Source organism: Halomonas sp. V046 (assembly GCF_052645355.1).
The window spans coordinates 229,055-255,997 of sequence record NZ_JBQXYF010000003.1 but is presented as its reverse complement, the minus strand read 5'-3'; the positions used below and the strand labels follow the sequence as shown (position 1 = coordinate 255,997).

Genomic DNA, 26,943 nt, shown 5'->3' with positions numbered 1-26,943 from the left:
ACGCGGCGGCGATTGCCTCAGACGCTGTGAGCCTGCTGGTGAGCCGGCGCCGGGGTGCTGTCGGAGCCGTCGTCCAGGTCGTCGAACTTGCCCAGCAGTGCGCTTAAGCGGCGCTCCCATTCCTCGCGCTCCTGCTTCAGGCGAGCGTTGTCCTCGCGCAGCTCCTCGGCTTCCATTTTCAGCAACTCCAGCGCCTCGACGGCACTGGTGACTTTCTGTTCGAGCTGGTTGAAGAGTTCCGTGCTCATCCTCGTCTCCTGGCGTGGTATGCAGGTCGAGCGCCGACGGCGCTCCTGGTGGAGTCGAGCGTAACGCCGCCGGGGCCAGGCGACAAGCGTCGCCGTGAGGCGACGCCGAAACTTCTGATCTAGTCTTGACGTCGGTAGAGTCGACCGTGACTGTCACCGGCGCGCACGTCGCGCCGCAGCTGCCAGGTGTCGGGCACCATCGGTGTCAGTTCGGCTTCGGTTTCGAGATAGATCCAGGCGCTATCGGCGAGCCACCCCCCGGCCTCCAGTGCCTCGCAGCAGGCATCGGCCAGGCCGAGGCGAAACGGCGGGTCGAGAAACACCAGCTCATGCGCTTCGGCCTGGCCCTTGAGCCAGGCGGTCGCATCGTGGGTGACCACGGTCGCCTCGTCGATGCCGAGGGTCGCCAGGTTCTCCGTCAGGGCCGTGGCGACGTCGCTATCGCGCTCGACGAAGGTGGCGCGAAGGGCACCGCGCGACATAGCTTCCAGGCCGAGGGCGCCGGTGCCGGCGAACAGGTCCAGCACGCGGGCGCCGTGGAGCTCGCCGGTGAGCCAGTTGAACAGCGTCTCGCGCACCCGGTCGGGGGTGGGGCGCAGGCCGGGCTTGTCGAGTACCGGCAGTAGCCGGCGTCGATGGTCACCGCCGATGATGCGCAGTTTACCCTGGCGCAGGGCGCCACCTTTGCCCTTGGCAGGGCGCCGCGGGCGGGCAGAAGAGGAGCGTCTTGGTGTCATGGCAGGCGATTCTACCCGGCGCCGTGTCCACAGTCATGGGGCGCGATGGTAGGATGTGACGGTTCGTTCACCGGCTGAGGCGTTGGTCATCCATGTTCGGTTTTTTAAAGCGCAAGAAGAAACACCAGGATCACGAAGAGGAGCCGACCCCGCAGGCGCCGGTCGAGTCCGCCGACGAGGCGCCGTCAGCGCAGCCCGGCGACACCCCGGAGGGCGGCAAGCGCACGGCGTCTGGTGACACTGGCGATCGGGCCGAGGCCGTGGCGTCGGGCGATGCCCTCGACACGCCTGCCGAGCGAGATATCGCGTCGGCGTCGGAGGCCGAGGTGCCGGAGCCCGTGGCTCCGCCGGCGCCGCACAGCCCGGTAACAGAAAGCCCGGTAACAGAGAGCCGGGCAGCGGAGAGCTCGGTAACAGAGAACCCGGTAGCAGAGAGCCGGGCAGCGGAGAGCTCGGTAACAGAGAACCCGGTAGCAGAGCGTCCGGCACAAGATAGTCCGGCACAAGATAGTCCGGTAGAAGAGAGCCCGGTAGAAGAGCCCCTGGAGCCCGATCCCCCGGTCGCCGAGACACCGGTCGTCACGAAGACGCCCGGCGAGCCGGAGGCGACGCAAGGGCCTGGGGGGGATGTCGAGCCGCCGCCCGAGTCCCGTTCGGAGCCGGAGCCGGCCCAGCCCGAGCGTGAGCGGGCCAGCATCATCGAGCCCAGCGGTCGCCGCGATGGCCCGGCGCTGCAGCAAAAGCCCGTAGCCGCCGCTCAAGGCTCGCCCGGGGCGGCCGACAAGGGCGCCGACAAGAAGGGCTGGTTCGCCAGGATGCGCGAGGGGCTCGGCAAGACCCGCGCCAACTTGAGCGACGGCCTGGCCGATCTGTTCCTCGGCAGCAAGCAGATCGATGATGACCTGATCGAGGAGCTCGAGACCCAGCTGCTGATGGCGGACGTGGGCATCGAAGCCACCTCCGAGATCATCGAAAAGCTCACCGCGCGGGTCTCGCGCAATGAACTGGACGACTCCGGCGCCTTGTATCGGGCGCTGCAGGAAGAGCTTGCCACCATGCTCGCGGGCGTCGCCACACCGCTGGCGCTGCCGCCCAAGGGCGAAGGGCCCTTCGTCATCCTCGTGGTTGGCGTCAATGGCGTCGGCAAGACCACTACCATCGGCAAGCTCACCCAGCGCTTCCAGCGCGAAGGGCGCAGCGTGATGCTGGCCGCGGGGGACACCTTCCGCGCCGCGGCGGTGGAACAGCTCAGGGTCTGGGGCGAGCGTAACAGCGTCCCCGTGGTCGCCCAGCACACCGGTGCCGACAGCGCCTCGGTGATCTTCGATGCGGTGTCCGCGGCCAAGGCCCGGGGCGTCGATATCCTGATCGCCGACACCGCCGGTCGCCTGCACAACAAGGGCCACCTGATGGAAGAGCTGAAGAAGGTCCATCGGGTGATGGGCAAGCTCGATGGCACGGCTCCCCACGAGGTGATGCTGGTCCTCGACGCCGGCACCGGTCAGAACGCCTTGTCCCAGGCGGCGACCTTCAACGAGGCGGTGCCGGTCACCGGCATCACCCTGACCAAGCTCGACGGCACCGCCAAGGGCGGCATCATCTTCGCCCTGGCCAAGCAGTTGAAGACGCCGATTCGCTTCATCGGCGTCGGTGAGACGCTGGATGACCTGAGACCTTTCGTGGCTCGGGAATTCGTCGATGCGCTGTTCGATCGACGCGCGGGTGACGGCGATCAATGATCGCGTTCGAGCACGTCGGCAAGCGCTATGGCGGCCGTTTCGAGGCCTTGGCCAACATCGACTTTCGCGTCAGTCGCGGCGAGATGGTGTTCCTGACCGGCCATTCGGGGGCGGGCAAGAGCTCGCTGTTGCGCTTGATCATGCGCCTGGAACGGCCGAGCCGGGGGCGGGTAGTGGTCGCCGGCCACGACATCGATCGCCTGCACGCCAGCCAGTTGCCGTTTTACCGCCGTCAGATCGGGGTGGTCTTTCAGGACCACCAGTTGCTGTTCGACCGCTCGATCTTTCACAACGTCGCCCTGCCGCTGGAGATCCGCGGCCTGCCGCCGCGGGATACCGCTCGCCGGGTGCGGGCCGCGCTCGACAAGGTTGGACTCTTGCATCGTGAGAAGGCCTTGCCCATCGAGCTCTCAGGCGGTGAACAGCAGCGGGTCGGCATCGCTCGTGCGGTGGTCAACAAGCCGGCCCTGCTGCTCGCCGATGAACCGACCGGTAATCTGGACCCTCAGCTGTCTGCCGATATCATGGCGCTGTTCGAGGACTTCAACCGCATCGGCACCACGGTGATGATCGCCAGCCACGATCTGGCGCTGATCGCGCGGCTACGCCACCGCACTCTGCGCCTGAGTGACGGTCGCCTGGTCGCGGACGAGGGGGGCGTATGAGCCGGCGCGGAGCAACCCCGCAGGACACGACTCGGCACGGGGCAAGCCGTCAGGGGGCGACCCGACACGCCACCGCTCAGCCCAAGGCAACGGCCCACAAGAGCGCGGGGAAAGGCGCCGGCGCCCCGGCAGCCACCACCAAGGCCTCGGCACGGGGCACGGGGCAGCGGCGCGCCTCCCAGGGGCAGTGGCGAGCCTGGCTGCGCCACCACCGGGCGATGTGTGGCGATAGCGCCGCGCGCCTGCTGCGCCAGCCGGTGGGAAGTCTTCTGACCATGCTGGCCATCGCCATTGCCCTGGTACTGCCAAGCGCGCTGTGGCTGACGCTCGATAGCGCCAAGCTGGTAAACGCCGAGCTCGATGCCAGCGCCACCCTGACGGCCTATCTCGAGCCCGGGGTTGGCGAGGGCGAATCGGGGCGCATCCTCGAGGCGCTGTCGGCCCAGGCCGATATCGCCTCGACACGCTTCATCAGCGCCGACGAGGGCATGGCAGAGTTTCAGCGCTCGCTTGGCCTGGACGATGCCCTGGCGCGGCTCGAGGGCAATCCGCTGCCCGCCGCGGTGGTGATCACCCCGGTGCGGCCCGACCCCGAGGCCATGGGCCAGATGGCCGAGCGCCTGGATGCCATGCCCGGCATCGACGAGGTACGCCTGGACCTTGCCTGGATCGAGCGCTTGCGTCAGCTGGCCGAGCTGGGGCGCCGGGTGACCCTGGCGCTTGGCGTACTGTTTGGTCTGGGCGTGCTGCTGGTGGTGGGCAACACCATTCGCCTGGCGGTGGAGAACCGCCGCCAGGAGATCGAGGTGGTGACGCTGGTCGGGGCCACGCATGCCTTCGTGCGCCGTCCGTTCCTCTACAGCGGCGCCTGGTATGGCCTGGGAGGAGGCTTGCTCGCCTGGGGCCTGTTGACCCTCGGCGGCGACTGGCTGGCGGCACCGGTGGCGGCGTTGGCGGCGAGTTACGGGGCCGCCTACAGTCTGCCGACGCTGGGGCTCGCCGGCTCTACACTGTTGCTATCCTGTAGTACACTATTGGGCTGGTTAGGAGCCTGGATCGCCGTGAGCCGTCATCTGGCCGGCATCCGTCCCCGCTAGGAAGGGCATCATCACAGTCATTAACGTCATTGCGTTCAGGGCGTTCGAGGGCCTACGCCGAAAGGGGAACTTTCATCTCGTTACTCCCTCTAATCGGGCATTCGATCACCCTGTTGGTCTTCAAGGGGAGACACCCTGCATATGAGCACTAGTCTTCTGCCGGTGGGTCATCTGTCACCGGGGCACGACCTCAACGGTTATATCCAGGCCGTCAACGGCATCCCGATGCTGACGGTGGAGGAAGAACGTGAGCTGGCCTATCGCCTCTATGATGATGGCGATCTCGAGGCCGCGCGTCGCCTCGTCATGTCACACCTGCGGTTTGTCGTGCACATCGCACGCAGCTATTCCGGCTACGGCCTGCCCCAGGCCGACCTCATCCAGGAAGGCAACGTCGGCCTGATGAAGGCGGTCAAACGCTTCGACCCCAATCAGGGGGTGCGTCTGGTCTCGTTCGCCGTGCATTGGATCAAGGCCGAGATTCACGAGTTCGTGCTGCGCAACTGGCGCATCGTCAAGGTGGCGACCACCAAGGCGCAGCGCAAGCTGTTCTTCAATCTGCGCAGCGCCAAGAAGCGCCTGGCCTGGCTGAACAGCGACGAGGTCAATGCCATCGCCAAGGATCTGGACGTCAAGCCCGAGGTCGTGCGCGAGATGGAAGGGCGCCTGTCGTCCCACGACGCCGGCTTCGATGCCGGGCCGAACGACGACGAAGAGTCCGCCTATCAGGCGCCGGCGCATTACCTGGACGACGCCACGCTCGATCCGGCCACACAGCTCGAAGACAGCGACTGGGAGCAGGATTCTACTCGTCGCCTGCAGGGCGCCTTGTCTGATCTGGACGATCGCTCGCGGGACATCCTGACCCAGCGCTGGCTGGCCGAGAACAAGTCGACGCTGCATGAGCTGGCCGATATCTATGGGGTCTCCGCCGAGCGCATTCGTCAGCTCGAGAAGAACGCCATGAAGAAGATCCGCGAACGCATCGGCGACGCGCTGGTGGCGTGACGGGTCGCCGAACCGGCGAGCGTGGGTCGCATCGAAGAGCGTAAAAGCGCAAAAAAACGCCCGGGCCTTTTCAGGCCCGGGCGTTTTTGTGAGTCTGCGTGATCTTTTGGTCTGCGTGATCTTTTTTGATCTGCGTGATCTGGCGCGTCGTCTGGTCGATCAGGGGCAGGGCCCGTGGGCCCCTGCCGCTGGTCAGGCCGGTATGGCGGCATCGCGCAACAGCCGCGATGACAGGGCGCTCCACTGGTCGTCCCAGAACTCGGTCGGACGGCGGCGGTAGTCGCTTCTGACGTACTGGGAAATGCGTCCTTCGAGCTGGGCGGTCAGCAGGTTGGCGCCGGCCGGGGCCGGCAGCAACGGGCGGCGTCCCTCGCGCAGCTCGGCCTCCCTCAACACCTGCTTGAACTGCGTCTCCAGGCGTTCAAACAGCTGATGGATACGCAGCCTGAGCCGCGCGGTCTCGCCGGTCAGGACGTCGCCGCCGAGCAGCCGTGACAGCCCCGGGTTCTTCTCGGCGAAGGCCAGGATCAGGGTCATGATCTGGTGGCAGCGGGCCAGCGCCTCCGGCTGGTCGTCGAGGATGCGGTTGATGCGCTCGAACAGCGTCTCCTCGATAAAGCTGATCAACCCTTCATACATCCGTGCCTTGCTCGGAAAATGGCGATAGAGCGCGGCTTCGGACACACCGACCTGTCGGGCCAAGGCCGCGATGGTGATGCGCTTGCCGCTGTCTTCTTCCAGCATCAGGGCCAGGGCCTGCAGAATCTGGTCCCGGCGGCTGGGCGTCGTGGTTTCCTGCGTCATGATGTCTGTTCTTTATCGTTTGGTGACGCCACCGGTGGGTTCCGGTGGTCGGGTTCCCTTGCGTTGTTGCCACCCGGGCTGCGCCGGGCCGAGCTTCCTTAGCTGTCTGTCTCCTGGTGCGAATTGGTGATCAAGGTGCCGACGCCTGCGTTGGTGAAGATCTCCAGCAGCGTGGCGTGGGGCACTCTGCCATCGACGATATGCGCGCTGACGACGCCGCCCTTGACGGCGTCGAGGGCGCAGCGAATCTTCGGCAGCATGCCGCCGTGAATGGTGCCGTCTTCGATCAATTCATCGACCTGGGTCGTGGTCAGGCCGGTCATCACCTCGCCGTCGCGGTTCATCAGCCCGGCGACGTTGGTCAACAGCATCAGCTTCTCGGCGTCCAGCGCCTCGGCGACCTTGCCGGCGACGAGGTCGGCATTGATATTGTAGCTGCGCCCGGCGCCGTCGACGCCAATCGGTGCGATCACCGGGATGAAGTCGCGCTCGGCGAGCATTTCGATCAGGTCGGTGGAGACATGCTCGACCTCGCCGACGTGGCCGATATCGATGATCTCCGGGGCGGTCATCTCCGGGCTCTGGTGCTCGACCTTGAGCTGACGCGCGCGAATCTGGGCGCCGTCCTTGCCGGTCAGGCCGATGGCCTTGCCACCGCACTGGTTGATCTGGTTGACGATGTCCTTGTTGACCAGGCCGCCGAGCACCATCTCGACCACGTCCATGGTCTCGGCATCGGTGACACGCATGCCGCCGACGAAGCGTGACTCGATATTGAGCTTGGCCAGCAGCTCGCCGATCTGCGGGCCGCCGCCGTGGACGACCACCGGATTGATGCCGACTTCCTTCATCAGCACCATGTCGCGGGCGAAGGAATCGATCAGGGCATCCTCGGTCATGGCGTTGCCGCCGTACTTGACCACCACCGTCTTGCCGGAGAAGCGCTGGATATAGGGGAGGGCCTCGGAGAGGACCTCCACCACCAGGCGCGGATCGCGGGCCTGTTCGCTCATGGGCGTTGTGTCTCCTGTCGGGTCTGTGGTGCCGTTACTGGGGCAGGCTCAGTTCGGGGGCGATGTCGGCCAGTGCCTTGGCGAAGCGCGTGCGAATGCGGTCCAGGGCGGCGGCGTCGTTGCCCTCGAAGCGCAGCACCAGCATCGGTGTGGTATTGGAGGCGCGGCACAGGCCCCAGCCCTCGGCGTAGTCGACGCGGATACCGTCCAGAGTCGTCTTGATGCCGTCGTCACCGAAGTCTCCTTCCTTGGCCAGGCGCCCGACCAGGTCAAACTTGGTTTCGTCGGTGACCTCGATGTTGATTTCCGGTGTGCTGACGTTCTGCGGGTAGCGCTCGAAGAAGGCATCGGCATCGCCATCATAGTGCGACAGCACCTCGAGCAGTCGAGCGGCGCCATAGAGGCCGTCGTCGAAGCCGTACCAGCGCTCCTTGAAGAAGATGTGGCCGCTCATCTCGCCGGCGAGCAGAGCGCCGGTTTCCTTCATCCGTGCCTTGATCAGGGAGTGACCGGTGCGCCACATTTCCGGGGTGCCGCCGGCGCCGTCGATGACGTCGATCAGCTTGCCGGTGCATTTGACGTCGAAGATCACCCGAGCGCCGGGGTTGCGCGAGAGCATGTCCTCGGCGAAGGCCATCAGCAGATGGTCGGGGTAGATCAGGTGCCCCTTGGGGGTGATCACGCCGAGGCGGTCGCCGTCGCCGTCGAAGGCCAGGCCAATGTCGGCCTGGTGCTCTGCGACCGCCTTGATCAGGTCCTTCAGGTTCTCGGGCTTGCCGGGGTCGGGGTGATGGTTGGGGAAGGTGCCGTCGATCTCGGCGAACAGCGGAATGGTTTCGGCGCCGAGGGCCTCGACCAGACGCGGCCCCAGCTCACCGGCGACGCCGTTGCCGCAGTCCACCACCGCCTTGAGCGGGCGGTCGAGCTTGACGTCACCCAGGATGCGCTTCAAGTACGCCTCGCGCAGGTCCTGTTCGCTGACCTGGCCCTGGCCTTCGCTGAGATCGTTGTTCTGAAGGCGCTGGTAGAGGGCGGTGATGGCGTCGCCCGACAGCGTCTCGCCGCCGAGGACCATCTTCAGGCCGTTGTAATCCGGTGGGTTGTGGCTGCCGGTGAGCATGACGCCGGAGGCGGTGCCTTCGATGACGTTGGTGGCGAAGTACAGCACCGGGGTCGGCACCATCCCGATATCGATGACGTCGCAGCCGCTCGCCGTCAAGCCGCGAGTCAGGGCGGCGAGCAGCCGAGGGCCAGAGAGGCGGCCATCGCGGGCGACGACCACGCGGTGCTCGCCGCGAGCCTTGGCTTCACTGCCGATCGCCTGGCCGATGGCCACGACGCCATCTTCAGTCAGGGTGTCGTCGACGACGCCACGAATGTCATAGGCGCGAAAGATCGTTGCGGGTACCTGGGTCATGAGTGCCGTCCTGTGATTGGCGAAGAAAATTTGGCGTCAGTGCCGCCCGGAGCTGCCGAAGCCGCCGTCGGCACGCAAGCTGGCGTCGAAGTCATCGACGATAGCGAGCTCGGCCTGGACGACGGGCACCAGCACATACTGCGCCATGCGCTCGAAGGGCTCCAGAGTGAAGCGCGTTTGGCCACGGTTCCAGACCGAGACCATGAGTTCGCCCTGGTAGTCGGAGTCGATCAGCCCGACCAGGTTGCCAAGCACGATGCCGTGCTTATGGCCGAGCCCCGAGCGCGGCAGGATCATGCCGGCAAGGCCTGGGTCGGCGATATGAATGGCGAGACCGGTGCGCACCAGTTGGCAGTCGCCGGGGTCAAGCGTCAGCGGCTCGTCGAGCAGGGCGTGCAGGTCCATGCCGGCGGAGCCGTCGGTGGCGTAGCGGGGCATGCGATCGCGCAGGCGCTCATCGAGGAGCTTGACCGCGAGACGAGGGCGGTGGGGAGAAGTGGGTTGGGACATGACGATCCTTGAGGCAAACGGAGGCGACCGACGGCGTATCTGCCGTCAGGAACAAGAGGTAGGGGGCGGTGTGTCGGTAAGCGCTGGGCGCTGGCCGATCAAGCCCAGGGCACGCTCGATCACGGTGGCGGCGAGGCGGGCCTTGCTTTGCGGCGGCTCATCCACCGACTGCAGGCCATCGACGCTGCGCCACAGGAGGGTCGCGGCGTTGTCGTCGCTGCCGAAACCGAGTCCTGCCTGGGACACATCGTTGGCGACGATCATGTCCAGGCCCTTGCGCGCGAGCTTGTCGTGGGCGTAGCGCGATACGTCCTGGGTCTCGGCGGCGAAGCCGACGACCAGGGGGCGGTCGGCGCGAGCGGCCACGGCGGCGATGATATCGGGGTTCTTCACCAGGCGCAGGACCAGGCCTTCGTCGGCGTCTGTCTTCTTGATCTTGTGCTCGGCCAGGGTCTCGGCGCGATAGTCCGCCACGGCGGCGCAGCCGATGAAGACATCGCAGGCCCCGGCCAGGCGCTGGGCTTCGGCGTGCATCTGCTCGGCGGTCTCGACATCGACTCGCTCGACGCCCGCGGGCGTTGCCAGCGCGACGGGGCCCGCGATCAGGGTGACCCGGGCGCCGCTCGCCACGGCCGCCTCGGCGAGGGCGAAGCCCATCTTGCCGGAGCTGTGGTTGGACAGGTAGCGCACCGGGTCCAGTGGCTCCCGGGTCGGTCCCGCCGTGATGACCACATGGCGACTGCCTGGCGCCGGAGTAAAGGCCGGTGAAGCGTTGTGCATAGTGTTATGCATAGTGTTGCAAATAGTGCTGGGCGATGCCCCGGGCGATGCGTTCGGCGATGCCCCGGGCGATGCGCCGGGTGATGCACCGGGCGATGCGCCGAGCAGGGCGTTGGCGATCTGCTCGGGCTCCATCATGCGCCCGGGGCCGACGTCGCCACAGGCCTGGTCGCCCTGGTCGGGGCCCAGCAGCGTCCAGCCATCCTGGCGCAGCTGTGCGGCATTGCGCTGGGTGGCCGGGTGACGCCACATGGCCTGATTCATGGCCGGGGCGATGATCTTGTCGGCACCGCTTGCCAGGCACAGGGTCGTGAGCAGGTCATTGGCCATGCCATGGACGAGGCGCGCCATCACGTCGGCGGTGGCCGGGGCGATGACGATGCGCTCGGCCCAGCGCGCAAGCTCGATATGCCCCATGCCGAGCTCCGCGTCGGGGTCCAGCAGCGAGGTGCGCACGGCGCGACCGGTCAGCGCCTGCAGCGTCAGCGGCGTAATGAAGGCCTGGGCACCGTCGGTCATCACCACCTGAACGTCACAGCCGGCCTGGACCAGCAGGCGCGCCAGCAGCGCACTCTTGTAGGCCGCAATGCCGGCGCTGATGCCGAGCAGGATGCGTTGGCCCGGCCGAACGGCCAAGGCGGGGGATGTGGGTGAGGGCATGGAAAATTCCGCACAGACATTCAGTTCATACCTTACCACCGGTCCGAGAGCATGCGTAGCCGAGCATGACGGCGAAGGTCATGTCAGGTCTGACTAAACTCACCGGGTATGTCGGCGCTTACCGACAGGCGCCGTGGCCTCACGCGGTGGCGGTCTTTGGCACGACTGGGGCTGCCGGGCGACCGCAGGCGAAGCGGCCAGCGCCGGAGCGGCAGCCGGAGCATCGACGGTCGGAGGGATGCCGGCTGGAGCACCAACGTCTGGAGCACCAACGTCTGGAGCACCAACGTCTGGAGAAATAGCGGCTGGGGCAGTAGCGGCTGGGGCACCAACGTCTGGAGCAATAGCGGCTGGAGCACCAACGTCTGGAGAAATAGCGGCTGGGGCAGTAGCGGCTGGAGCAGCAACCGTCGGGGCTTCAGCCTGAGGCACCAGCCGTCGCGCCAGCAGCAGGAGACACAGGAGACAAGGATGTCGATACGACACTGGCCCGAGGGCGAGCGCCCCCGGGAGAAGCTATTGAGCCTAGGCCCGGGCGTGCTGTCGGATGCGGAGCTTCTGGCCATCATGCTGCGGGTCGGCATCGCCGGTCGCTCGGCGGTGGACCTGGCGCGCGACGTGCTGGGGGCTTTCGGTGGGCTGCGGCCCTTGCTCGAGGCCGACTGCGAGGAGCTCTGTGCCCAGCGCGGTCTTGGCAGTGCCACCTATGTTCAGCTGCAGGCGGCTCTCGAGATCTCGCGGCGACATCTTGCCTGTCGCCTGCAAAAAGGCCAGGCGATGACCTCGCCGGCGCTGGTGCGGTCCTATCTGACCGCGCAGCTGCGTCATCTGGATCACGAGGTGTTCGCCGCGCTATTTCTCGATAGCCAGCATCGGGTCATTCGCTTCGACGTGCTGTTTCACGGCACCCTGGACAGCGCCTCGGTCTATCCGCGCGAGGTCGCCAAGCGGGCCCTGGCGCTCGGCGCCGGCGCCCTGATCCTGTCGCACAACCATCCCTCCGGAGTGGCCGAGCCGAGCGATGCCGATCGGCGTATCACCGAGCGCCTGCGGGAGGCCCTGGGGCTGTTCGATATCCGCGTGCTGGATCATTTTGTCGTCGGAGATGCAGAAGTGGTGTCCTTTGCGGAGCGAGGTTGGGTATAATGCCGCGCAGCGTTCGAGACAACAGCGATAAACGCCACGCGTTTTTGTCGATGGGGACTCGACTTGCCCAGTAGCGCCCGCTTTCTGTCATTCCGCCATGGTGGGATGGCGTACTGCCTTACGGCAAATTTTGGCGTTTTCCTTGCCCGTTGGGCGAGGCTCTGGTATAAAGTGCACCCTTTGAATTCCCTTGGGTCAAAAGCACGGGGCTTATGCCATGGGCTCGACGTGACGCCGCGCCGGTCTCTGGTCATTGGTTGGACCGAGACACGCAGCATCGCTCGCCCTTCCCGGTTTGCCCGACAGGTTTTGAACAACTCGCCACGCGGTTGGAGGCTCTCATGTCCAAAGTATGTCAGGTTACCGGCAAGCGCCCGGTGACTGGTAATAACGTTTCACACTCCCAGCGCAAGACCCGTCGTCGTTTCTTGCCGAACCTGCATTCCCATCGTTTCTGGGTGGAGTCCGAAAAGCGTTTCGTGTCTCTGCGCGTCTCGACCAAGGGCATGCGTATCATCGACAAGAAGGGCATCGAAGAGGTGCTCAGCGATATCCGTAAGCGTGGCGAAGCCGTCTAAGACAGCTCAATAGCTCGCTCACCAAGCGCGTAACTCTGGGAGATTTCTCATGCGTGACAAGATTCGTATGGTGTCCAGTGCCGGTACCGGCCACTTCTACACCACCGACAAGAACAAGCGTAATACGCCCGACAAGCTGGAAATGAAGAAGTTTGATCCGGTCGTACGCAAGCACGTGATGTACAAGGAAGCCAAGATCAAGTAACCCTTGATGGCTTCAGCCGCAGGCGAGTCGCCTGTCAGCAGAACCCGGCCTCGAGGTCGGGTTCTTGCGTATGGGGCCGGTCGAGGTGCGGTCGGTGGATCGGTTGATGTATCGGTGCCTTTACCGCTCCGTGTAGCGACCAATGCCAGCAAGGATAAGACGTCCATGCCCGAGTTGCCCGAAGTCGAGACGACCCGCCGTGGTATCGCGCCGCACGTCGAGGGCCGCGAGATTCGCGAAGTCATCGTGCGCCAGGCGCGGTTGCGCGTGCCGGTGCCGGAGGATCTGGTCGATCGCCTGGTGGGCGCGACCATTGCCCCGCTCAGGCGGCGCGCCAAGTACCTGATGGTGCCGATCGAGGGCGGCGACGGGCCGCCCTCGACGCTGCTGTGGCACCTGGGCATGTCGGGCAGTCTGCGCATCGCGCGCCTGGGCGAGTTGCCGAAGAAGCACGACCATGTCGACGTGGTGCTCGAGGGCGGCGCCATCCTGCGCTACCACGACCCGCGACGGTTCGGCTTCGTCGACTGGCTGCGCGGGGACGAGGCCCAGGACTCACGCCTTTCCCGGCTGGGTCCCGAGCCGCTGTCCGATGCCTTCGACGGCCAGCGCCTGTTCACCCTGTCGCGGGGGCGGCGCATGGCGGTCAAGCCGTTTCTGATGGATAACGCCGTGGTGGTTGGGGTCGGGAACATCTATGCCAGCGAGGCACTGTTTCTGGCCGGCATCGACCCACGCCGGGCGGCCGGGCGGATCTCGCTGGAGCGCTATGAGCGTCTTGCCAGCGCCGCTCGCGAGGTGCTGGCCGCGGCCATCACCCAGGGCGGCACCACCCTGCGTGATTTCGTCAGCGGTACCGGGGAGCCTGGCTATTTCGCCCAGCGCCTGAATGTCTATGGACGCGATGGCCAGCCCTGCCAGCGCTGCGGTGCCGAACTTCGGCGCGTCATCCTGGGCCAGCGCGCCAGCGTCTTCTGCCCGCACTGCCAGCATTGAGTCGAGCAAGGCCGGTTTTCTTGGCCATCACGTCACCCGCTGGCCCACCACTTTTCGCCCTTTCCCATGAGCTTTGATATGACCACGACCCCCACCTTGCGTCTGAAGAAACACGCCGATCGCCGCCTCAAGGCCGGCCACCTGTGGCTGTACTCCAACGAGATCGATATCGGCGTGACGCCGCTCAAGGATATCGTCCCGGGCACCCAGGCCATCGTCGAGGCGGCCAACGGCCGGCCCATGGGCGTGGCCTACGTCAATCCGCATTCACTGATCTGCGCGCGCATGGTATCCCGCGATCCGAGCATGCAGCTGGATCGTTCGCTGCTCGTGCATCGCTTGAATCAGGCGCTGTCCCTGCGCCAGCAACTGTTCGCGGAGCCGTACTACCGTCTGGTTCACGGTGAGGCCGACCTGCTGCCGGGCCTGGTCATCGATCGTTTCGGCGACGTGGTCGTGGTCCAGATCAATACCGCCGGCATGGAGGCGGTGAAGGAGGCGCTGCTGGATGCCCTCGACAAGGTCATCAAGCCGTCCTGCATCGTGCTCAGAAACGACACCAGCGGTCGCCGCCAGGAAGGCCTCGAAGAGATCGTCGAGGTGGTCAAGGGGGAGCTTCCGGAACAGGTGCTGCTCAAGGAAAACGGCGTGTCTTTCGCCGCGGCGGTGCTCGACGGGCAGAAGACTGGCTGGTTCTACGATCACCGCGTCAACCGTGCCTGGCTCAATGAGCGAGTGGCCGGCAAGCGCGTGCTGGACCTGTTCAGCTATGTCGGGGGCTGGGGCGTTCAGGCCGCGGCCCACGGTGCCAGTGAAGTGCTGTGCGTGGATTCGTCGGCCACGGCCCTCGATCGTGTCGCCGAGAATGCCGCACTCAATGGGCTGCATGAGCAGGTCGCGGTCGGCCAGGGCGATGCCTTCGAGGTGCTCGCGGCGCTCAAGGCAGACGACGAACAGTTCGATGTGATCATTCTCGATCCGCCGGCGTTCATCAAGCGGCGCAAGGACATTCCTAACGGCGAGCGCGCCTATGGCAAGCTCAATCGCGAAGCGATGCGCTTGCTCGGGCGTGACGGTCTACTGCTGTCGGCCTCCTGCTCGATGCACCTGGCGCCGGAGCGCCTGACCGAGGTCGTGCGTGGTGCCGTGCGCCACCAGGATCGTCAGGGACAGATCCTGTTCCAGGGCCACCAGGGGCCGGATCACCCGGTGCACCCGGCGATCCCCGAAACCTCTTACCTGAAGGCGTTGGGCGTGCGAGTTTTCCGCGACTAGGAGGCTGCGGCCCGGGGCGCGGGCGCCAGGTTATCTGCTACGAGAATTTTCCGCGACTCGGGCTTTCGCGATACGCTAAGCCATAGGGCGGCTTTGCGTGAGGGTGCGTGAAGGCGGCCTATGGGCAAGCCACATCCGATGCCTGGTCGGGGGTGCCTAGCCGAGGACGTCGAGCTGAGGACGTTGAGCCAGGGACACCGAGCCGGGGGCGGCGAGGAGAGACAATGGAACAAGTGGCATGGGTACGAGTGTTCAGCCACGGGAATGCCATGTTGGCCAGCCACGTGCGCAATGTCCTGGCCGCCGCTGGCATGCCCTGCGAGTTGCGTAACATGACGCTCGGCGGTGCGACCGGCGAGCTGCCGCCGCTGGAGTGCGAGCCCCAGGTGTGGGTCGCGGCGCATAACCAGCAGCGTGCCGAAGCGCTGATTCAATCGGCCCTCGATCCGGCGCAGGGCGTGCCCGACTGGGTCTGCGCCGGGTGCGGCGAGCACCTCGATGGCGCTTTCGATACGTGCTGGAACTGCGCGCGGCCAAGGCCTGCAGGGGCGTTAGGCGATTGCGGCCCCGGGGCGGCTAGCTAGGGAGATCAAGATGGACACGGACAGCACCAGTGAGAACACCAGCGACAGTGCCGCTGATAGATCCGCTGATAGACCTGTTGACAGACCCGCTGAGCGCAGCGGTGACAGCCCAGGTGATGGGCGTTGCAACAGCCCAGGTGATGGGCTTCTCGCCAGCCCCGGCGACTGGGATCTGCCGCATCCTTTCGTCATCGAGATTCTCGTAGGCGAGAGCGCCATCGACCACTACGGTCACGTCAACAATGCCGAGTACCTACGCTGGGTGGAGCGCGCCAGCTGGGAGCATTCCGGCCATCTTGGCCTGACGCTGGCGCGCTATCGCGAACTGGACAGGGCCATGGCGGTGCACCGCCATGAACTCGACTACCTGGCGCCGTCCTTCGCGGGCGAGCGTTTGGCCATGGCGACCTGGATCGTCGCCTGTGATGGCCGTCTCACCCTGACTCGCCGCTTCGAGCTCAAGCGCCTGGAAGACAACGTGACCTTGCTACGCGCCCGCACCCGCTACGCCTGCATCGCCTTGTCCAGCGGCCGTCCCCGGCGTTTGCCGCAGGAGTTCGTGGACGGCTATGGAGGGGCGTTGGTTGTCGAGGCTTGAAGCAGGACGCGGGAACGACGGCTAGCCCCAGACCTGACTCCGGTGTGCCCCGTTGATCTATCCTCTCGGACGGCGTTCTTGAGCATCGCTGGACGTGGGTCGGCGTCTTTGACGGCTCGTAGGGTGGCAGCTAATCTGACATAGATATATGTCATATGAGGTGACGGCCATGATTGCCGAGTATCGAGTCACCTACGATATGCAGGGCTATATTGACGCAGATGACCTGGTCGGCGAGCTGCATATCACCAAGCGCGAATTTGCCCATGCCGTAGGACTGAAGTATTCCGCCATTACTCGCCGTGAACGGCTTCACTCGGTATCGACTCAGCAGCGTCTTCGTCAGGCAGTGGAGATACTCAAGCGTGTGGAGCCATGGGCCGGTTCGATCCACTCCGCCTGGTCGTGGTTCCGGACGTACCCCATTGCCCCATTAGGCGACTTTACTGCCGAAGAGCTCGTGACGCGTGGTCGGGCCGATGATGTTCGGGCCTATCTATCCCATATCGCCGAGGGAGGCTATGCGTGAGCCTCTTGGCGCTTGGCTTTCGGCATCAGGGGCTGGTGTATCGCGGACACAATCCCCGCTGGCAGCACGCTCCCGAGTCGGGGGCAGGCGCGGTTCGTTGTGGGGGGCGCTGGAACCCTCCAGGCTTGTCTGCTCTGTGCACCAGCCAGCGCTTCGAGACGGCCTGGCTAGAAGCGCAGCAAGGGTTTCCCTTCAAGACCCAGCCCCTGACGCTATGCACGTACCGGGTGGACTGCGGCCCGATGCTGGATCTGTGCGATCCGGCGATTCGGCAGCAAGTCCATCCTGACCCGGAAGATTGGCTGCACGAAGCCTGGTTGGAAAAGGCGCTTCTGGGGCAGCCGGTCATCGCCTGGGGTATCGCTAATCGCCTTATAGCGATGGGCTTTTTCGGAATCCGTGTTCCATCGCAAGCGCAGGGAGCCACGCAGCGCGATATCAATATGGTGTTTTGGCGATGGACGAAACGAGCCCCTTCGATGGTTCGAGTCATCGATGATGAGCACCGACTTCACCGCCGCGTGGAGGCGTGAAGCACCGCCTTCGGCGAGCCATACGCGTGACACAGGGGGCTCTACGCAAGGCCAGCCCCGAGCGCAAGCACTGCGGGCCATCTCGCGCCAGGGCGGCGGTCAGGCCGGTGCCCTGAGGGGCTCCTGCTTCCAGGGGGCTTTTCCGCCGTTGGCTTTCAGCCATCCTCAGGAGCTCTTTCTGCCATCAGGCTCGCAAAAAGAGCAATTTTTCGCCATAAAAACAGCTTTCTCGCGATTTTTCCGTTTTTTGGTTGGCCTCTGCGCAGTAAAACATCCCTGTGCTGTAATTGGGTGGAGATCATCGGATCACCGCTTTTCAACGCAGGGGAAGACACCATGCGCATTGCCGTACCCAAGGAAATCAAGAATCACGAGTACCGTGTCGCCTTGACCCCGAGTGGCGCGCGGGAGCTGACCAGCCGTGGCCATCAGGTTGTTGTGCAGGCATCCGCGGGTGAGGGAGCGGGCTTTCCTGACGCCGACTTCGTGGCCGCCGGTGCCGTCATCGAGGCAGACGTCGATGCGCTGTGGGGAGCCGCCGAGCTGATTCTCAAGGTCAAGGAGCCCCAGGCCGAGGAGGTCGCTCGACTCAAGGCCGACCAGACGCTATTCACCTACCTTCACCTGGCCGCCGAGGAGTCGCTGACCCGGGGGCTGATCGAGAGCCGGGCGACCTGCATTGCCTACGAAACCATTACCGCGCCCCAGGGCGGGTTGCCCTTGTTGGCGCCGATGAGCACCGTGGCCGGTCGCATGGCCGTTCAGGCCGGCGCCCATAGCCTCGAGAAGGCCCAGGGCGGCGCCGGAGTTCTGCTGCCTGGGGTGCCGGGGGTGGCGCCGGCGCGCGTTACCGTGATCGGTGGCGGCGTGGTCGGCGAGAATGCCGCCCGCATGGCGCTGGGGCTCGGGGCCGATGTCACGGTGTTGGACAAGTCGATTGCGCGCCTGGAAACCCTCGATGACCGCTATCAGGGACGCATGAAGACGGTGTTCTCCTGCGCCGATGCGCTGGAGGAGGCGGTGCGCGAGTCGGACCTGATCATCGGGGCGGTGTTGGTGCCTGGCGCCGCCGCCCCCAAACTGATCACCCGGGCCATGCTCGCCGACATGAAGCCAGGCGCCGTGCTGGTGGACGTGGCCATCGATCAGGGGGGGTGCTTCGAGACCAGCCGTGCGACGACCCACGCCGAACCGACCTATGTGATCGACGGCGTGGTGCACTACTGCGTGGCCAATATGCCGGGTGCCGTGGCTCGTACGTCGACCCAGGCGTTGACCAATGCGACCCAGCCGTTCGTGGTGGCACTGGCCGACAAGGGCTGGCAGCGGGCGTTGAGGGAAGATTCACACTTTGCCGCGGGGCTTAATGTCCACGATGGCCAGGTGACCTACGCCGCCGTGGCGGAGGCCTTTGGCCTTGCGCATGTTGCCACCGAGTCGCTGCTCGGCTAGGCCAGGCATTGTCGCAGCACGTCATGGCGGCAGACTCGCGCCGCCCCGTTCGCCTTGATCGGGGCGGCGCGTTAGTATAGCGGGCATTTACGAGTCAGCAGAGTCCCGTCCATGAGCGCAACGCCGTCAGCACCTTCAGGTACCCCCGCACGAAAGACCACCCGAGTTCTCACCGGGATCACCACCACCGGTACGCCGCACCTTGGCAACTACGTCGGGGCGATCAAGCCGGCCATCGAAGCCAGCCTCGATCCGAGCGTGCAGTCCTACTACTTCCTCGCCGACCTGCATGCGCTGATCAAGTGCCAGGACCCGAAGCGGGTAGAGGAATCGCGACGTGAAATTGCCGCCACCTGGTTGGCACTCGGCCTCGATACCGACAATGCCATCTTCTATCGTCAGTCGGATATCCCCGAGATTCCCGAGCTGACCTGGATGCTGTCTTGCGTCTGCGCCAAGGGGCTGATGAACCGTGCCCATGCCTACAAGGCGGCGGTGGCCGAGAATGACGAGGCGGGTAACCAGGATCCCGACAAGGGCATCACCATGGGCCTGTTCGGCTATCCGGTGCTGATGGCCGCCGACATCCTGATGTTCAATGCCAACAAGGTGCCCGTGGGGCGTGACCAGATCCAGCACATCGAGATGGCTCGGGACATGGGCGGGCGCTTCAATCATCTGTTCAAGGGCGATTTCTTCACCCTGCCGGAGGCGGTAGTCGACGATCGCGTCCAGGTCCTGGGGGGGCTCGATGGACGCAAGATGTCCAAGAGCTACAACAACACCATTGCGCTGTTCTCGTCGGAGAAGAAGCTGCAGAAGCTGGTCCGCAAGATCAAGACCAACTCGCTGGAACCGGGCGAGCCCAAGGATCCGGACACCTGTACCTTGTTCCAGATCTATTCGGCCTTCGCGAGCGCCGATGAGGCCCAGGCGATGCGTGACGACTATCTGGCCGGCATTGGCTGGGGGGATGCCAAGAACCGCGTCTTCGAGTATCTCAACGAGCAGCTGCGCGAACCACGCGAGCGGTATCAGGCGTTGCTCGAGGATCCCGGGCACATTGAAGCGGTGCTCCAGCGCGGTGCCGAGCGGGCCCGTGAAGAAGCCGCTCCGTTGATGGATCGCGTTCGCGTAGCGGCGGGGCTTGGCCGTTTCGTTTGACCCAAATTGAGCATTCTGCACAGGATGTCGCCGCGATTCCCTATGCGAGAGCGGCGGCGTGCTAGAGTGGCCTGAAAGGCGTCGCGAGAGCGCCCACGGCCCGGACCCAGTCACCGAACGAGACGAGAGATGAGCACTGAAATCAAGCGTCCCCTCTATATTCCCTACGCTGGCCCCGCGCTGCTGGAAATGCCGCTGCTGAACAAGGGTAGCGCCTTCACCGAGCGCGAGCGTCTTCAGTTCAACCTGATTGGTCTGCTGCCCCAGAATGTCGAGACCATCGACGAGCAGGTCGAGCGCGCTTATCACCAGTATCAGCAGTGTCACAGCGACCTGGATCGACACATCTATCTGCGTGCCATCCAGGACGACAACGAGACGCTGTTCTTCCGTCTCGTGTCCGAGCATCTCGAAGAAATGCTGCCGATCATCTATACCCCGACGGTCGGCCAGGCCTGCGAGGAGTTTTCCAACATCTATCGCAACCACCGCGGGCTGTTCATCTCCTATGCCGATCGCGAGCACATGGATGACATCCTGCGTAGTGCGACCAAGGACAACGTCAAGGTCATCGTGGTCACCGACGGCGAACGTATCCTCGGTCTCGGCGACCAAGGCATCGGCGGCATGGGGATTCCTATCGGCAAGCTGTCGCTGTATACCGCCTGTGGCGGTATCAGTCCGGCCAATACCCTGCCGATCACCCTCGATGTGGGGACCAACAACCCGACGCTGCTCGACGACCCGCGTTACATGGGGTGGCGCCATCCTCGGGTTGGTCAGGAAGAATACGACGCGTTCATGGCGACCTTCATCGCCGCCGTGAAGCGTCGCTGGCCGCGTGTTCTGCTGCAGTTCGAGGATTTCGCCCAGGCCAATGCGATGCCGCTGCTCGAGCGCTACCGTGACGAGCTGTGCTGCTTCAATGACGATGTCCAGGGCACCGCCGCGGTTTGTGTCGGCACCCTGATGGCGGCCTGCCAGGCGCGCGGCGAGGGCATGGCTCAGCAGCGCGTGGTCTTCGTCGGTGCCGGTTCGGCCGGCTGTGGCATCGCCGAAATGGTGGTGGTGGCGATGATGGCCGAGGGGCTCACGGAAGCCCAGGCCCGAGCGCGGGTGTTCATGGTCGATCGCGAAGGCTTGGTGACCGATGACCAGGCCTGGCTGCGGGATTTTCAACAGCGTCTGGCACACCCCACGACGCTCGTCGAGCATTGGGATGGTCAGTCCCTGCTCGAAGTCGTCCGGCAGGTGGAGCCTACGGTGTTGCTCGGCGTCTGCGGCCAGCGCGGTATTTTCACCGAGGACGTGGTCAAGGCCATGCACGCCAAGTGCGAGATGCCGCTGATCATGCCGCTCTCCAACCCCACGTCGCGGGCCGAGGCGCTGCCCTCCGACGTGCTCGCCTGGACCAATGGCGCTGCCCTGGTGGCGACGGGCAGTCCCTTCGCACCGGTCGAGATCAATGGTCGCAGCATTCCGATCGCCCAGTGCAACAATGCCTATATCTTCCCGGGCATCGGTCTTGGCATCGTCGCCAGCGGGGCGCGTCGGGTCACCGATGCCATGCTGATGGCGGCGTCTCGGGCACTGGCCAGGGAAGCGCCCATCGTCAAGACCGGTGAAGGTGCCATGCTGCCGTCGCTGGCCCGTATTCGCGAGATCTCCAAGGCCATCGCCTTCGATGTCGCCGCCCAGGCTCAGCATGAAGGCGTGGCACTCAAGAGCGACGGCGTGAAGCTGCGTCGTGATATCGAGAAGAGCTGCTGGACGCCAAATTACCGCGACTATCGTCGTCGGGCGTTCTAGTTCGTGTGCGGGGCGTCGCGCCTCGTCGGCACCGATGCGGGCGTGCCTCGCTGTCGCGGTGTACGGGATGGCCCGTATCGATAGCCCGTATCGATAGCCCGTATTGATAAAGAATGGCCCAACCGGTCAGCCGGCTGGGCCTTTTTGCTGCGTTTGAGCCGCTCGCGAGAGCCCCTCACTCAAGAGCCCCTCACTCGAGAACCCCTCTCGGAAGAGGGGCGAGCGGAAGAGGGGCAAGCGGAAGAGGGGCGAGCCCGCCTTCTTATCAGGCGGCGCCGATCATCTTGCGCAGCACGTAGTGCAGGATGCCGCCGTGGCGGTAGTACTCGAGCTCGTTGGCGGTGTCGATGCGGCACAGGGCGTCGAGGGTCTTCTCGCCCTTGTCGCCCTTGATGGTCACCTTGACCTTGCCGCCGGGGCTCAGCTCGGCCAGGCCCTCGATGGATACCGTCTCGTCGCCGGTCATGCCGAGCGACTTGCGGTCTTCGCCCTCGGGGAACTGCAGCGGAACCACGCCCATGCCGATCAGGTTGGAGCGGTGGATACGCTCATAGGACTCAGCCAATACGGCACGCACGCCGAGCAGCAGGGTGCCCTTGGCCGCCCAATCCCGAGAGGAGCCGGTGCCGTACTCCTTGCCGGCTACGACCACCAGCGGGGTGCCGTCCTGCTGATACTGCATGGCGGCATCGTAGATCGCCATCTGCTCGCCGCTTGGCACGTGGCGAGTCTCGCCGCCGATGACCCCGTCCAGCATCTCGTTTTGAATGCGCACGTTGGCGAAGGTGCCGCGCATCATCACCTCGTGGTTGCCGCGCCGGGAGCCGTAGGAGTTGAAATCAACCGGCTTGACGCCGTTCTCCTGCAGGTAGCGGCCGGCGGGACTGTCGGGCTTGATGGCGCCGGCCGGCGAGATGTGGTCGGTGGTCACCGAGTCGCCCAGCATGGCCAGGATATTGGCGTCCTTGACGTCCTCGATCTTGGCCGGCTCCTTGCCCATGCCTTCGAAGAACGGCGGGTGCTGGATGTAGGTCGAGTTTTCGTCCCACTCGTAGACTTCGCTTTCGGGCACGTTGATGGCTTTCCACACGTCGTCGCCGTCGAAGACCTCGGCGTATTCCTTGTGGAACATCTTGGTGTTGACCTTCTCGACCGCTTCGGCGACTTCGGCCTGGCTCGGCCAGATATCCTTGAGGTAGACCGGCTTGCCGTCGCTACCCTCGCCGAGGGGTTCGGTGCTGAGGTCGCAGCGCACGTTCCCGGCCAGGGCGAAGGCCACCACCAAGGGCGGAGAGGCCAGCCAGTTGGTCTTGACCAGCGGATGCACGCGGCCCTCGAAGTTGCGGTTGCCCGACAACACCGAGGCCACGGTCAGATCACCGTCCTTCACCGCTTGCTCGATAGGCTCGGGCAGGGGCCCGGAGTTACCGATGCAGGTGGTGCAGCCGTAGCCGACCAGGTTGAAGCCGAGCTCGTTGAGGTCATCCTGCAGGTCGGCGGCGGCCAGGTACTCGGTCACCACCTTGGAGCCGGGAGCGAGTGATGTCTTGACCCAGGGCTTGGTGGTCAGGCCCTTCTGCTTGGCCTTGCGGGCCAAGAGCCCTGCGGCCATCATCACGCTGGGGTTGGAGGTGTTGGTGCAGGAGGTGATGGCGGCGATGACCACGGCGCCGGGATCGAGGCTGAAGTCCTGGCCATCGTAATTGACCTGCTGGCTGGCCGCGTGCTTGTAGCTACGGGCCACCCCCACGGCGGTCTGGCCACCCTCCGACTCGAGCTTGTCGTCCCGGGACTCGCCGGCCGATTGGCTCTCGTCTGCCATCAGCTTTTCGAAGGTGGCGCCCAGGTTCGACAGCGCAACGCGGTCCTGGGGACGCTTGGGCCCGGCCAGGCTGGCTTCGACCTCGTTCATATCCAGCGCCATGGAATCGCTGAAGATTGGCTCATGGCCCGGCTCGCGCCACAGACCCTGCGCCTTCGAGTAGGCCTCGACCAGGGCAACCTGTTCGTCGTCACGGCCGGACAGGCGCATGTAGGTCAGGGTCTCGTCATCGACCGGGAAGAAGCCGCAGGTCGCGCCGTACTCGGGCGCCATGTTGGCGATGGTGGCGCGGTCGGCCAGCGGCAGGTCCTTCAGGCCGTCGCCATAGAATTCGACGAACTTGCCGACCACGCCCTTCTTGCGCAGCATCTCGGTGACGGTGAGCACCAGGTCGGTGGCGGTGATGCCTTCGCGCAGCTTGCCGTTGAGCTTGAAGCCGATCACCTCAGGGATCAGCATCGACACCGGCTGACCCAGCATGGCGGCTTCGGCTTCGATGCCACCCACACCCCAGCCGAGCACGCCGAGGCCATTGATCATGGTGGTGTGGGAGTCGGTGCCGACCAGGGTGTCGGGGTAGGCCAGGGTCTTGCCGTCCTCTTCCTTGGTCCAGACGGTCTTGCCCAGGTACTCGAGGTTGACCTGGTGGCAGATGCCGGTGCCCGGGGGGACCACGCGGAAGTTGTCGAAGGCCTGTTGACCCCAGCGCAGGAACTCGTAGCGTTCGCGGTTGCGCTCCATCTCGATGGCGACGTTGTCCTTGAACGAGCTTGGGTCGCCGAACTTGTCGACCATCACCGAGTGGTCGATGACCAGGTCGACCGGCGATAGCGGGTTGATCTTCGACGGCTGCTCGCCGAGGCGTTCGACCGCAGCCCGCATCGAGGCCAGATCGACCACGCCGGGGACGCCGGTAAAGTCCTGCATCAGCACACGCGCGGGGCGGTAGCCGATCTCTCGGGTGGAGCGAGCTTCCTTCTGCCAGTCGACCAGCGCCTGAAGATCGTCGTGCGAGACGCTCTCGTCGTCGGCGAAACGCAGCTGGTTTTCCAGCAACACCTTGAGGGTCATCGGCAGTCGATCGATGTTGCCCAAGGCCTTGGCGGCCTTGGGCAGGCTGTAAATGGCGTAGTCCTTGTTGCCGACCTTCAGTGTGTCCTGGGTATCCGGTAGGGAATCGGTACTCATTGCAGTCCTCCTGATGCGGTGGGTGTCGAACGGTCCTGTTCTTATAGGGTACATGGTCATCATAGATGGACTCTTCAACCGCTGTCTGCCGCTATGCCTGCTTCGACACGGCTTGAAAAGTGACGCTATCGTCGCCATATGGCTATGACACCAAGGTGTCAGGAGCGTGTCGTGCACGAAGAAACGTTACCGACCTGGGGCGTGAACTGTCCCTATTGCGATGCCGGCTACGACTTGCTGGTCGATGTGTCTCAGGGCAGTCACGAGACCTGGGAGGATTGCCCGCAGTGCTGCGCGCCGATCCACATGCGTATCGAGGTCGACCCGGTCAGCGAAGAGATCGTCTCGGTGGTGGTGGGTTCGGACGACGATGTCATCTAGACGCCATCCCCTCGTTTCCCTGGACCGGCGCCGTTGCATGTCCTGTCATTGCGGCTTCATCGTTCGGGCGAGACAATAGCGCCTCGCTATGCGGTCGATAATCACGATCGTTTGGCATCGGACGTCGCCTTGGCCTAAGGTGATCGGTCCACGATTTTCCGGGAGCCCCGCAGATCGGCTTCCACCGTCAGTTTTTACCCTGCTTCTCAAAAGGAGATTCGCATGAGCGTACTGGTTGGACGTCAAGCCCCTGATTTCGACACCGCCGCCGTCCTTGGCAACGGCGAGATCGTCGACAACTTCAAGCTGTCCGACAGCAACGGCAAGCTTCGCGTACTGTTTTTCTGGCCGCTGGACTTCACGTTCGTGTGCCCGTCGGAAATCATCGCCCACGACAACCGCCTCCAGCAGTTCAAGGAGCTGGGCGTTGAAGTGATCGGGGTTTCCATCGATTCTCAGTTCACCCACCACGCCTGGCGCAAGACCAGCCCGGATAACGGCGGCATCGGTGAGGTCGGCTTCCCGATCGTGGCCGACGTCAAGCACGAGGTCACTCAGGCCTACGGCATCGAGCACCCGGACGCTGGCGTTGCCATGCGCGCTTCCTTCCTGATCGACGAGCACGGTGTCGTTCAGCATCAGGTCGTCAACAACCTGCCGCTGGGCCGCAACGTCGACGAGATGCTGCGCATGGTCAAGGCGCTCAAGCACCACAATGAGCATGGCGAAGTCTGCCCGGCTGGCTGGGACGAAGGCCAGGAAGGCATGAAAGACACCGCCGAAGGCGTGGCCAAGTACCTGGGCGCGCACTCCAGCGCCCTGTAAGGCGTTCGGTGACAAGGGCAGGACGCCGCTCAGGCGTCCTCTCGTCGTATCCCGTATCCGACGTCCTGCGGGGTGACCATCTCACCCCGCGTGGGGCTTGGGCCATGCCGGGGCAGATCCTGCGCAGGCATCGCCGAATCCGCCACATCTCTGTCGGTCACATCTGTGTCGTCGCTCCCGGTCGAGAAGCGGCTCCTGTGTCTTATTGCGTGAGGTTTGTATGAGCGAAGTGCGCCACGAACGACTGATCATCCTGGGCTCGGGTCCTGCCGGCTACAGCGCCGCGGTGTACGCCGCTCGAGCCAACCTGAAGCCGCTGTTGATCACCGGCATCCAGGCTGGCGGTCAACTGACCACCACCACCGATGTGGACAATTGGCCCGGTGATGACGAAGGCGTCCAGGGGCCGGAGCTGATGGAGCGGATGAAGCGTCACGCCGAGCGTTTCGATACCGAGGTGCTGTTCGATCATATCCACGAGGTCGCGCTGGGCGAGCGCCCGTTTACCCTCAAGGGTGACAACGGTACCTACACCTGCGATGCGCTGATTATCGCCACGGGCGCCAGCGCTCGTTATCTGGGGCTGCCGTCGGAGCAGCAGTTCATGGGGCAAGGGGTGTCGGCCTGTGCCACCTGCGATGGCTTCTTCTACCGCAACCAGGACGTGGTCGTGGTCGGCGGCGGCAATACCGCCGTTGAAGAAGCGCTGTATCTGTCCAATATCGCCGCCAAGGTGACGCTGGTGCACCGTCGCGATTCGCTGCGCGCCGAGAAGATCCTGCAGGACAAGCTGTTCGACAAGGCCGAGAGCGGCAATGTCGAGCTGGTGTGGAACCACACCCTGGATGAGGTGCTGGGCGATGGCTCCGGCGTGACCGGGGTTCGCCTTAAAGCGGTGGCCGACGGCGCCACCCGTGAGATCAAGGCCCCCGGCGTCTTCATCGCCATCGGCCATAGCCCGAACACCGGCATCTTCGAAGGCCAGCTCGACATGGCCGGCGGCTACATCAAGGTGCAGTCAGGGCTTGAGGGCAATGCGACGGCCACCAGCGTGCCGGGCGTGTTCGCCGCCGGTGATGTGATGGATCACGTCTATCGCCAGGCGATCACCTCGGCCGGCAGCGGCTGCATGGCCGCCCTGGATGTGGAACGCTACCTCGACGGCTTGGCCTGAGCCGCC

The 26,943-nt window shown here is 64.8% G+C and carries 27 protein-coding genes; 19 read left to right on the top strand and 8 right to left on the bottom strand.

Annotated features, from left to right (window positions below):
• Positions 1–17: 17 nt before the first annotated feature.
• Both ACUN9Y_RS05510 and rsmD read right to left on the bottom strand, forming a co-directional pair.
• The gene (locus tag ACUN9Y_RS05510) at positions 18–248 is read right to left on the bottom strand and encodes a cell division protein ZapB (RefSeq protein WP_445459682.1); all 231 of its coding nucleotides are present in this window, start codon (positions 246–248) and stop codon (positions 18–20) included.
• A gap of 119 nt (positions 249–367) precedes the next feature.
• Positions 368–985, bottom strand: coding sequence for a 16S rRNA (guanine(966)-N(2))-methyltransferase RsmD (rsmD, locus tag ACUN9Y_RS05505; RefSeq protein ID WP_445459681.1), 618 nt, complete (start codon positions 983–985; stop codon positions 368–370).
• Positions 986–1,077: 92 nt separating this feature from the next.
• Here rsmD and ftsY point away from each other — a divergent pair, with 92 nt between their 5' ends.
• The 4 genes from ftsY to rpoH all read left to right on the top strand — a co-directional run bounded on the left by ftsY (position 1,078) and on the right by rpoH (position 5,494).
• Positions 1,078–2,724 (top strand): signal recognition particle-docking protein FtsY, encoded by a 1,647-nt coding sequence (gene ftsY, locus ACUN9Y_RS05500; protein WP_445459680.1) that lies wholly within the window; start codon positions 1,078–1,080, stop codon positions 2,722–2,724.
• On the top strand, positions 2,721–3,389 hold the full coding sequence (gene ftsE, locus ACUN9Y_RS05495) for a cell division ATP-binding protein FtsE (protein ID WP_445459679.1): 669 nt from the start codon (positions 2,721–2,723) through the stop codon (positions 3,387–3,389). Before ftsY ends, ftsE begins: the two co-directional genes overlap by 4 nt.
• Positions 3,386–4,486, top strand: coding sequence for a permease-like cell division protein FtsX (gene ftsX / locus ACUN9Y_RS05490; protein ID WP_445459678.1), 1,101 nt, complete (start codon positions 3,386–3,388; stop codon positions 4,484–4,486). Before ftsE ends, ftsX begins: the two co-directional genes overlap by 4 nt.
• 141 nt (positions 4,487–4,627) lie before the next feature.
• Positions 4,628–5,494, top strand: a complete 867-nt coding sequence (rpoH, locus tag ACUN9Y_RS05485; RefSeq protein ID WP_445459677.1) for an RNA polymerase sigma factor RpoH — start codon at positions 4,628–4,630, stop codon at positions 5,492–5,494.
• Positions 5,495–5,686: 192 nt separating this feature from the next.
• Here rpoH and slmA read toward each other — a convergent pair whose 3' ends face one another.
• From slmA to coaBC, 5 genes are all read right to left on the bottom strand, one after another.
• Positions 5,687–6,298: a nucleoid occlusion factor SlmA gene (gene slmA, locus ACUN9Y_RS05480; protein ID WP_445459676.1), complete on the bottom strand. Its 612-nt coding sequence runs from the start codon at positions 6,296–6,298 to the stop codon at positions 5,687–5,689.
• Between the two features lie 98 nt (positions 6,299–6,396).
• Positions 6,397–7,311: an acetylglutamate kinase gene (gene argB / locus ACUN9Y_RS05475; RefSeq protein ID WP_445459675.1), complete on the bottom strand. Its 915-nt coding sequence runs from the start codon at positions 7,309–7,311 to the stop codon at positions 6,397–6,399.
• 34 nt (positions 7,312–7,345) lie between these two features.
• Positions 7,346–8,728, bottom strand: coding sequence for a phosphomannomutase/phosphoglucomutase (locus ACUN9Y_RS05470; protein ID WP_445459674.1), 1,383 nt, complete (start codon positions 8,726–8,728; stop codon positions 7,346–7,348).
• A gap of 36 nt (positions 8,729–8,764) precedes the next feature.
• Positions 8,765–9,238, bottom strand: coding sequence for a dUTP diphosphatase (gene dut, locus ACUN9Y_RS05465; protein WP_445459673.1), 474 nt, complete (start codon positions 9,236–9,238; stop codon positions 8,765–8,767).
• A gap of 45 nt (positions 9,239–9,283) precedes the next feature.
• Positions 9,284–10,678 carry a bifunctional phosphopantothenoylcysteine decarboxylase/phosphopantothenate--cysteine ligase CoaBC gene (coaBC, locus tag ACUN9Y_RS05460; protein ID WP_445459672.1) on the bottom strand — a complete coding sequence of 465 codons (1,395 nt, stop codon included), beginning with the start codon at positions 10,676–10,678 and terminating at the stop codon, positions 9,284–9,286.
• A 471-nt stretch (positions 10,679–11,149) separates the two neighbouring features.
• Between coaBC and radC the strand changes: the two genes are divergently transcribed.
• The 12 genes from radC (at position 11,150) to ACUN9Y_RS05400 (ending at position 21,547) form a co-directional block, all read left to right on the top strand.
• Entirely contained in the window at positions 11,150–11,824 is a 675-nt protein-coding gene (gene radC, locus ACUN9Y_RS05455; protein ID WP_445459671.1) for a RadC family protein, read from the top strand.
• Between the two features lie 341 nt (positions 11,825–12,165).
• On the top strand, positions 12,166–12,402 hold the full coding sequence (rpmB, locus tag ACUN9Y_RS05450) for a 50S ribosomal protein L28 (protein WP_445459670.1): 237 nt from the start codon (positions 12,166–12,168) through the stop codon (positions 12,400–12,402).
• A 49-nt stretch (positions 12,403–12,451) separates the two neighbouring features.
• Positions 12,452–12,607, top strand: coding sequence for a 50S ribosomal protein L33 (gene rpmG, locus ACUN9Y_RS05445; RefSeq protein ID WP_021819788.1), 156 nt, complete (start codon positions 12,452–12,454; stop codon positions 12,605–12,607).
• A 165-nt stretch (positions 12,608–12,772) separates the two neighbouring features.
• Positions 12,773–13,603, top strand: a complete 831-nt coding sequence (gene mutM / locus ACUN9Y_RS05440) for a bifunctional DNA-formamidopyrimidine glycosylase/DNA-(apurinic or apyrimidinic site) lyase (RefSeq protein WP_445459669.1) — start codon at positions 12,773–12,775, stop codon at positions 13,601–13,603.
• A gap of 78 nt (positions 13,604–13,681) precedes the next feature.
• Complete coding sequence (locus ACUN9Y_RS05435) at positions 13,682–14,878, top strand: class I SAM-dependent rRNA methyltransferase (protein WP_445459668.1); 1,197 nt, start codon at positions 13,682–13,684, stop codon at positions 14,876–14,878.
• A 224-nt stretch (positions 14,879–15,102) separates the two neighbouring features.
• Positions 15,103–15,462, top strand: a complete 360-nt coding sequence (locus tag ACUN9Y_RS05430) for a putative signal transducing protein (RefSeq protein WP_445459667.1) — start codon at positions 15,103–15,105, stop codon at positions 15,460–15,462.
• Positions 15,463–15,634: 172 nt separating this feature from the next.
• Positions 15,635–16,060, top strand: coding sequence for an acyl-CoA thioesterase (locus tag ACUN9Y_RS05425; protein WP_445459787.1), 426 nt, complete (start codon positions 15,635–15,637; stop codon positions 16,058–16,060).
• A gap of 169 nt (positions 16,061–16,229) precedes the next feature.
• Positions 16,230–16,589, top strand: a complete 360-nt coding sequence (locus ACUN9Y_RS05420; RefSeq protein WP_445459666.1) for an XRE family transcriptional regulator — start codon at positions 16,230–16,232, stop codon at positions 16,587–16,589.
• Positions 16,586–17,122, top strand: coding sequence for an RES family NAD+ phosphorylase (locus ACUN9Y_RS05415; RefSeq protein ID WP_445459665.1), 537 nt, complete (start codon positions 16,586–16,588; stop codon positions 17,120–17,122). The genes ACUN9Y_RS05420 and ACUN9Y_RS05415 overlap by 4 nt, the downstream gene beginning before the upstream one ends.
• Before the next feature lie 336 nt (positions 17,123–17,458).
• Complete coding sequence (ald, locus tag ACUN9Y_RS05410; protein WP_445459664.1) at positions 17,459–18,574, top strand: alanine dehydrogenase; 1,116 nt, start codon at positions 17,459–17,461, stop codon at positions 18,572–18,574.
• Positions 18,575–18,685: 111 nt separating this feature from the next.
• Positions 18,686–19,738: a tryptophan--tRNA ligase gene (gene trpS, locus ACUN9Y_RS05405; protein ID WP_445459663.1), complete on the top strand. Its 1,053-nt coding sequence runs from the start codon at positions 18,686–18,688 to the stop codon at positions 19,736–19,738.
• 129 nt (positions 19,739–19,867) lie between these two features.
• The gene (locus tag ACUN9Y_RS05400) at positions 19,868–21,547 is read left to right on the top strand and encodes an NAD-dependent malic enzyme (RefSeq protein WP_445459662.1); all 1,680 of its coding nucleotides are present in this window, start codon (positions 19,868–19,870) and stop codon (positions 21,545–21,547) included.
• A 265-nt stretch (positions 21,548–21,812) separates the two neighbouring features.
• Here the strand turns inward: ACUN9Y_RS05400 and acnA are convergent, their stop codons facing one another.
• A complete protein-coding gene (gene acnA / locus ACUN9Y_RS05395) occupies positions 21,813–24,557 on the bottom strand; it encodes an aconitate hydratase AcnA (protein WP_445459661.1) in 2,745 nt (914 codons plus the stop codon).
• Positions 24,558–24,728: 171 nt separating this feature from the next.
• Here acnA and ACUN9Y_RS05390 point away from each other — a divergent pair, with 171 nt between their 5' ends.
• The 3 genes from ACUN9Y_RS05390 (at position 24,729) to trxB (ending at position 26,937) form a co-directional block, all read left to right on the top strand.
• Positions 24,729–24,938 carry a CPXCG motif-containing cysteine-rich protein gene (locus ACUN9Y_RS05390; RefSeq protein WP_445459660.1) on the top strand — a complete coding sequence of 70 codons (210 nt, stop codon included), beginning with the start codon at positions 24,729–24,731 and terminating at the stop codon, positions 24,936–24,938.
• Positions 24,939–25,160: 222 nt separating this feature from the next.
• Complete coding sequence (locus ACUN9Y_RS05385; protein ID WP_445459659.1) at positions 25,161–25,763, top strand: peroxiredoxin; 603 nt, start codon at positions 25,161–25,163, stop codon at positions 25,761–25,763.
• Between the two features lie 220 nt (positions 25,764–25,983).
• Positions 25,984–26,937 (top strand): thioredoxin-disulfide reductase, encoded by a 954-nt coding sequence (trxB, locus tag ACUN9Y_RS05380; RefSeq protein ID WP_445459658.1) that lies wholly within the window; start codon positions 25,984–25,986, stop codon positions 26,935–26,937.
• The last annotated feature ends 6 nt before the right edge of the window (positions 26,938–26,943 follow it).

Coding starts and splice junctions, on each gene's coding strand:
- ACUN9Y_RS05510 (WP_445459682.1), bottom strand. CDS start 248: ATGAGCACGGAACTCTTCAACCAGCTCGAACAGAAAGTCACCAGTGCC.
- rsmD (WP_445459681.1), bottom strand. CDS start 985: ATGACACCAAGACGCTCCTCTTCTGCCCGCCCGCGGCGCCCTGCCAAG.
- ftsY (WP_445459680.1), top strand. CDS start 1,078: ATGTTCGGTTTTTTAAAGCGCAAGAAGAAACACCAGGATCACGAAGAG.
- ftsE (WP_445459679.1), top strand. CDS start 2,721: ATGATCGCGTTCGAGCACGTCGGCAAGCGCTATGGCGGCCGTTTCGAG.
- ftsX (WP_445459678.1), top strand. CDS start 3,386: ATGAGCCGGCGCGGAGCAACCCCGCAGGACACGACTCGGCACGGGGCA.
- rpoH (WP_445459677.1), top strand. CDS start 4,628: ATGAGCACTAGTCTTCTGCCGGTGGGTCATCTGTCACCGGGGCACGAC.
- slmA (WP_445459676.1), bottom strand. CDS start 6,298: ATGACGCAGGAAACCACGACGCCCAGCCGCCGGGACCAGATTCTGCAG.
- argB (WP_445459675.1), bottom strand. CDS start 7,311: ATGAGCGAACAGGCCCGCGATCCGCGCCTGGTGGTGGAGGTCCTCTCC.
- ACUN9Y_RS05470 (WP_445459674.1), bottom strand. CDS start 8,728: ATGACCCAGGTACCCGCAACGATCTTTCGCGCCTATGACATTCGTGGC.
- dut (WP_445459673.1), bottom strand. CDS start 9,238: ATGTCCCAACCCACTTCTCCCCACCGCCCTCGTCTCGCGGTCAAGCTC.
- coaBC (WP_445459672.1), bottom strand. CDS start 10,678: ATGCCCTCACCCACATCCCCCGCCTTGGCCGTTCGGCCGGGCCAACGC.
- radC (WP_445459671.1), top strand. CDS start 11,150: ATGTCGATACGACACTGGCCCGAGGGCGAGCGCCCCCGGGAGAAGCTA.
- rpmB (WP_445459670.1), top strand. CDS start 12,166: ATGTCCAAAGTATGTCAGGTTACCGGCAAGCGCCCGGTGACTGGTAAT.
- rpmG (WP_021819788.1), top strand. CDS start 12,452: ATGCGTGACAAGATTCGTATGGTGTCCAGTGCCGGTACCGGCCACTTC.
- mutM (WP_445459669.1), top strand. CDS start 12,773: ATGCCCGAGTTGCCCGAAGTCGAGACGACCCGCCGTGGTATCGCGCCG.
- ACUN9Y_RS05435 (WP_445459668.1), top strand. CDS start 13,682: ATGACCACGACCCCCACCTTGCGTCTGAAGAAACACGCCGATCGCCGC.
- ACUN9Y_RS05430 (WP_445459667.1), top strand. CDS start 15,103: ATGGAACAAGTGGCATGGGTACGAGTGTTCAGCCACGGGAATGCCATG.
- ACUN9Y_RS05420 (WP_445459666.1), top strand. CDS start 16,230: ATGATTGCCGAGTATCGAGTCACCTACGATATGCAGGGCTATATTGAC.
- ald (WP_445459664.1), top strand. CDS start 17,459: ATGCGCATTGCCGTACCCAAGGAAATCAAGAATCACGAGTACCGTGTC.
- trpS (WP_445459663.1), top strand. CDS start 18,686: ATGAGCGCAACGCCGTCAGCACCTTCAGGTACCCCCGCACGAAAGACC.
- ACUN9Y_RS05400 (WP_445459662.1), top strand. CDS start 19,868: ATGAGCACTGAAATCAAGCGTCCCCTCTATATTCCCTACGCTGGCCCC.
- acnA (WP_445459661.1), bottom strand. CDS start 24,557: ATGAGTACCGATTCCCTACCGGATACCCAGGACACACTGAAGGTCGGC.
- ACUN9Y_RS05385 (WP_445459659.1), top strand. CDS start 25,161: ATGAGCGTACTGGTTGGACGTCAAGCCCCTGATTTCGACACCGCCGCC.
- trxB (WP_445459658.1), top strand. CDS start 25,984: ATGAGCGAAGTGCGCCACGAACGACTGATCATCCTGGGCTCGGGTCCT.